Genomic DNA, 4,932 nt, shown 5'->3' with positions numbered 1-4,932 from the left:
GGATAAAATGATTCGTTATCATGCCATTTTCGAATTGCCGGTAGGAACCAGTACGGAAGATTTAAAAAAACGGTATCGAACATTAGCGCGCCGTTACCATCCTGATCGTGTTCAGACAAAAAGTCCTGAAATCATTAATAAATACACTCAAAAGTTTCAGCTTCTTCAAGAAGCATATGATGCCCTACGCCTAGCGAGTTAAAGGTTCTAAATCTTCAGCATTGAAGAGATAAAGATTCGGTAGTTTGAGGGAGAGAAGTTCATTTGAAAATCCATGCTTTGAAAATAAAAAAATTTTGTCAGGATGTAAAGAGAGTTTAGTCCACTTTTCTTCAAGGTGGCGGAGTTCTTTTTTATTCCGTTTATGATTTGTCCATTTACACTCACCGATCCAACATTCCCCTTTTAGCGTATCACAAAGTAAATCAATTTCTATCTCTCTATTCCAGTAGCTTCCTGATTCAACAGGAATATCATTAAATCGTATACTCAATTCATCATAGATAAATTGATCACATAACTCTTCAAAAATATAACCGACAAAGGCATTGTAATGTTGATGAAAATTCTTATAAAAGTATTTTGTTTCAACTTGGATAATCGTATCGTAAAATGGTGTTACAAAGGCGAACCAAAAGCGTAGAAATGGAGTGGTAAAACGGAGTTTATGGGAGATTCGATGGCGTTCAACCTCTTTTTTAAACTTTTGTTTTGGATAGATTTTTAGCGGAGGTATTTCTCTCGAATACTCGCGTTGGAGATACCCAATATGACGAAGATATTCAAAAGCTTCTTTACCCTTTTCTTTTCCGATATGTGCTCGTCTAAAAGCGGAATCTTCTCGTCGATCTCCTACCGAGATTGCATGGAGAAGTTTTGCATAAAGGGGATTTCCTTCAAGAAGGGAATGGATATGGGTATGATGTTCAGTAAAACGATTTAGTATATGGGTTTGTATGAGACTACTTAGCTCTTGATCAACATCAATGACGTTATCAAATCCTCCAAATATGGAGAACAATTCAATACATTGTTCCATATCTTGAGGGAGATTACGATGAAAAAATTGACTTATAAGTTTTCTATCCATTGGATAGATTATAACTAATAATATGCTAGTAAGATATACGTATAGAGTTGAATGCTTATGTTGCGAGTACGGTTTGGATATCTTGTAAAATTTTATTTACACGTTCTGAATATTGGGCAAAATTTTCAATATAGGTGTTGGCAGCAGATGCATTGATTTCAAGCTCACTAAGAATATCCAACATCGAACGGATAAAATCGCGGTGTTCGGCACATTTATGGCATACAGTAGTACTAACACACATCCCTTCGTTCATTATTACATAGGCCTCTTCGGTTGCAATGCTGAGTTGTGTGAAATAATTACTCTCCTTGGGAATGTTGGGATTGAGTAAAGTATGGATCTCTTGAAATTGCTTTTGAGCTTCACGAAGTGTATTGATCATAGTTATCTCCCGTTTGATTTCATAATCTTAATTGTATCTCAAAAAACGGTAGAATACTGTTACAAAATCATTACTTTAAAAAGAGAATTTATGGAATATCGTTACATTGGGCGCAGTGGGTTACGTGTATCGCCGATTACGTTGGGGACAATGACGTTCGGAAGTCAATGTGATGAAAAAAATGCATTTGCTATTATGGATAAAGCTTATGATGCAGGGGTAAATTCTTTCGATACGGCGGAACTCTATCCCGTCCCCCCGCAAGAGAGCCTTGTGGGATTGACTGAAGAGATGGTGGGGCGTTGGCTCAAAACCAAACCTCGTGATTCGATTATTTTAGCGACAAAAGTTGCAGGTGCCGCGTCGGGGTGGTTTGTCCCCCCTATCCGCCATGGCTACACGGCGATTGATCGATTTCACATAGAGAGGGCGATTGAGGGATCACTCAAACGGCTCGGAACGGACTATATCGATCTCTATCAAATGCACTGGCCTGATACGATCGTTCCTATCGAAGAGTCGATGAGGGCGTTCGATTCGCTGGTGCGAAGCGGAAAAGTGCGCTATATCGGAACCTCCAACGACACGGCGCGGGGGACGATGAAATCGCTGATGGTTTCCAAATATGAAAAACTGGCCCGTTTCGAGTCGATCCAAAACAACTTTTCGCTCCTCAATCGCCGTGATTTAACTGAGATTGGTGCATTGTGCCGTGAAGAGAAAATTTCGCTTCTGCCGTATTCACCATTGGGCGGCGGGGTATTGAGCGGGAAATACAACCAAGACATCAATGCGCAGGGGCGATTCAGTGATTATGTCAAATCTTCTAATAAACGTCAGCGTCTGATGGCAGCGCGCTTTATGAACGATAAAACCTTAGCATCGACACAGGAGTATTTAAAAATTGCTCATGAAGCAGGTTTAGATCCAGTGACGATGGCGATTGTATGGAGCAAACAGTTTGATTTTGTCGCATCCACGATTATCGGTGCCACAACCCCCGAACAGCTGGATGCGAGTCTTGCGGCCATGAACGTAATATTAGATCGAGAAACACTCCAAAAACTGGATGAGGTACATGCAAAAATTCTTTATCCTATGGGTTAGTATCCTCGCCCTGTTTATCACGGGGTGCTCCACCAAACATTATCAGTTCAGTGAACCAAAAATCATCACCCTCAAAACACCTAAAATCAAATTCGCCGATACGGGGTATATCCGCCATGATGATACCTCGGTAGAGGTGGAACTCTTTACGGCAGGAGTCGCGGTCGAGAAAATTTCGATTGACGATCAGGTATGTGTGAGTGCAGGGTGCATGAGCGAAGAGGCGTTTGTCAAAGAGTATTTATATCCTGATTATCCTCGTGATACGATGCGCAATGTTTTACTGGGAAAAGATATTTTTATGGGTAAAGGGAAAGAGGAGATGTGTGATGGACGGTTGTTTCAGTTTATTCGAAATGATGAGATGGACATCACCTATCGCAGAGGCAAAGGGGAGATCTATTTTAAAGATCGGCTCAATAGTCTGATTATAAAAATTGAGGATCTTGATACTAATCAATCTCTTCCGTGACGCTCTGAGTTACAATCGCTATTAAAAAGAGTTTCTATGAACGTCTCACCCGATTTTTCCCTTCCGCTCAGATGGATTGCTCCCTATTTTGTGGTGGCAGTGACTTTTTATATCGTCTCTATGAGTTTCTTGTTTTTTTTACCCTCTGATATCACTCTACGTGATTTCAGAGTGATCGGATGGGTCCATCTCTACATGATCGGCTTTGTGATGATGGTAATTATCGGGGCTATGGGACAGCTCTCGGTTGTGGTGGGGGAGATTCATCATCGTTATCCAAAAGTCTTTGGATGGATTTGGCCCCTTTTAGTTATCGGGACATCCCTTTTGGCTATCGGATTTATTCGTGATGCTTCTTTGCTTGGAGCAGGAGGGAGTATCATTCTCGGTGCATTGGGGCTTTTCGCGTTTAATCTGTTTGTCACTCTTCGCCGTAGTCGCCGCCGTACCAGTGTTACACTCTCGATGCAATGGAGTACCCTCTTTTTAAGCGTAGGATTGGGAATCGGTTTGATGATGGCATTGGGATATACGGGGGTGATAAATATCGATCCATCGCAGTGGCGGATGGGGCATATCTTTGCCGTGTTCGGCGGATACGTGATGCTCAATATCATGGGGGTGAGTACGGTATTGCTCCCGATGTTCGGTGCGTGCAACCGACCCTCGGATCGAGATCATACGATCAGCTTTTACACGATGATCGTTTCGGTAGTCATGATGATTTTCGCATCGGCATTACAAATAGAGATGTTAGAGAAGATTGCTCTGTTTTTCGGGATGGGATCGGTTGGCTTTTATATGGTGCAGGTGTATCGGATATTCACCTCGAAAAAACGGGGATACAGTGATATCTGGGAACGCTCCGTTGTAGTGGCATTTATTGCGCTGCTTCTTTCGATGGGCTTGGGAATATACGGTGTGTTGAGTGGCGATGAAAAAGCACTTGCCCTCTCGTTTTGGTTTTTGACCGCCGGATTTCTAGGGTTTCTAATCACGGCACATTTGTATAAGATCGTCCCCTTCTTAGTGTGGTTTGAACGTTATGCTCCTTATATCGATGAACGGGAAGTGCCGATGCTCCATCAGCTCCTCCCTGCGCGATGGGCGGATGTTCAATGGGGATTGGCTGTGAGCGGACTGGTTGCCATAGCGATTGCGATAGGATTAGCAAACGCAGTGCTTTGGAAAACAGGAGCACTCCTTTTGATAGGATCGGGGGTTGTTTTACTGGCAATACTTGTCAAGTTGTTGCGTAAGTTATAATCTCGTTTTTGATTAGGGAGAAAATGTATGAAACTGAGCCAACGTAGCGGTACGATCGAACAATCCCATATTCGCTCCATGACGCGAGCGTGTAATGCTCTAAACGGGATCAATATGGCACAAGGTGTCTGCGATCTCGAAGTTCCCCGCGAGGTGATTGAGGGGGCATATGCGGCGATGAATGAGGGAATTAATATTTATACCCCGACCGAGGGATTACCGCGATTGCGTTTTGCGATAGCCTCTAAGATGAAACGATTTTACGAGGCTGATATTCTCCCCGAACAAGTTCTTGTAAGCGATGGAGCGACAGGGGCATTTTATACGGCGTGTATGGCATTACTCAACCCCCTCGATGAGGTGATATTGTTCGAACCCTATTACGGCTATCACCGCTCCACCCTCACTTCACTAGGAGCTATCCCGACATTTGTTCGCCTCGAAGCACCGGAGTGGAACCTCGATATGGATGCACTCGAAGCGGTAGTGACCCCGAAAACGAGAGCGATGGTGATTTGTAACCCCGCCAATCCGAGCGGCAAAGTTTATACTCGCGACGAACTCGAAGCGATAGGAGCTTTTGCAGAGAAACACGATCTGATCGTCTTTGCC

7 protein-coding genes are annotated in these 4,932 nt (G+C 43.3%); 5 read left to right on the top strand and 2 right to left on the bottom strand.

The window, feature by feature from the left end:
• A partial coding sequence (locus WA010_RS05155; RefSeq protein WP_422556074.1) for a J domain-containing protein occupies positions 1–202 on the top strand: 202 nt, incomplete at its 5' end.
• Here WA010_RS05155 and WA010_RS05150 read toward each other — a convergent pair.
• Positions 191–1,039: a DUF234 domain-containing protein gene (locus tag WA010_RS05150; protein WP_422556073.1), complete on the bottom strand. Its 849-nt coding sequence runs from the start codon at positions 1,037–1,039 to the stop codon at positions 191–193. The two genes, WA010_RS05155 and WA010_RS05150, sit on opposite strands and share 12 nt — an antisense overlap.
• 106 nt (positions 1,040–1,145) lie before the next feature.
• On the bottom strand, positions 1,146–1,475 hold the full coding sequence (locus tag WA010_RS05145) for a hypothetical protein (protein ID WP_422556072.1): 330 nt from the start codon (positions 1,473–1,475) through the stop codon (positions 1,146–1,148).
• Positions 1,476–1,565: 90 nt separating this feature from the next.
• On the opposite strand from WA010_RS05145, the gene WA010_RS05140 reads away from it, so the two are divergent.
• The 4 genes from WA010_RS05140 to WA010_RS05125 all read left to right on the top strand — a co-directional run.
• Positions 1,566–2,582, top strand: a complete 1,017-nt coding sequence (locus WA010_RS05140) for an aldo/keto reductase (protein ID WP_422556071.1) — start codon at positions 1,566–1,568, stop codon at positions 2,580–2,582.
• Positions 2,554–3,054, top strand: coding sequence for a hypothetical protein (locus tag WA010_RS05135; protein ID WP_422556070.1), 501 nt, complete (start codon positions 2,554–2,556; stop codon positions 3,052–3,054). The genes WA010_RS05140 and WA010_RS05135 overlap by 29 nt, the downstream gene beginning before the upstream one ends.
• Positions 3,055–3,090: 36 nt before the next feature.
• The gene (locus WA010_RS05130) at positions 3,091–4,320 is read left to right on the top strand and encodes a hypothetical protein (protein ID WP_422556069.1); all 1,230 of its coding nucleotides are present in this window, start codon (positions 3,091–3,093) and stop codon (positions 4,318–4,320) included.
• A 27-nt stretch (positions 4,321–4,347) separates the two neighbouring features.
• Positions 4,348–4,932: pyridoxal phosphate-dependent aminotransferase (locus WA010_RS05125; protein ID WP_422556068.1), on the top strand; the 585-nt coding region annotated here is incomplete at its 3' end.

The organism is Sulfuricurvum sp. (genome assembly GCF_049305995.1).
Taxonomy (GTDB): domain Bacteria; phylum Campylobacterota; class Campylobacteria; order Campylobacterales; family Sulfurimonadaceae; genus Sulfuricurvum.
Note: the sequence above shows the minus strand (reverse complement) of the source record. Positions and strands in the feature narration are given on the sequence as shown.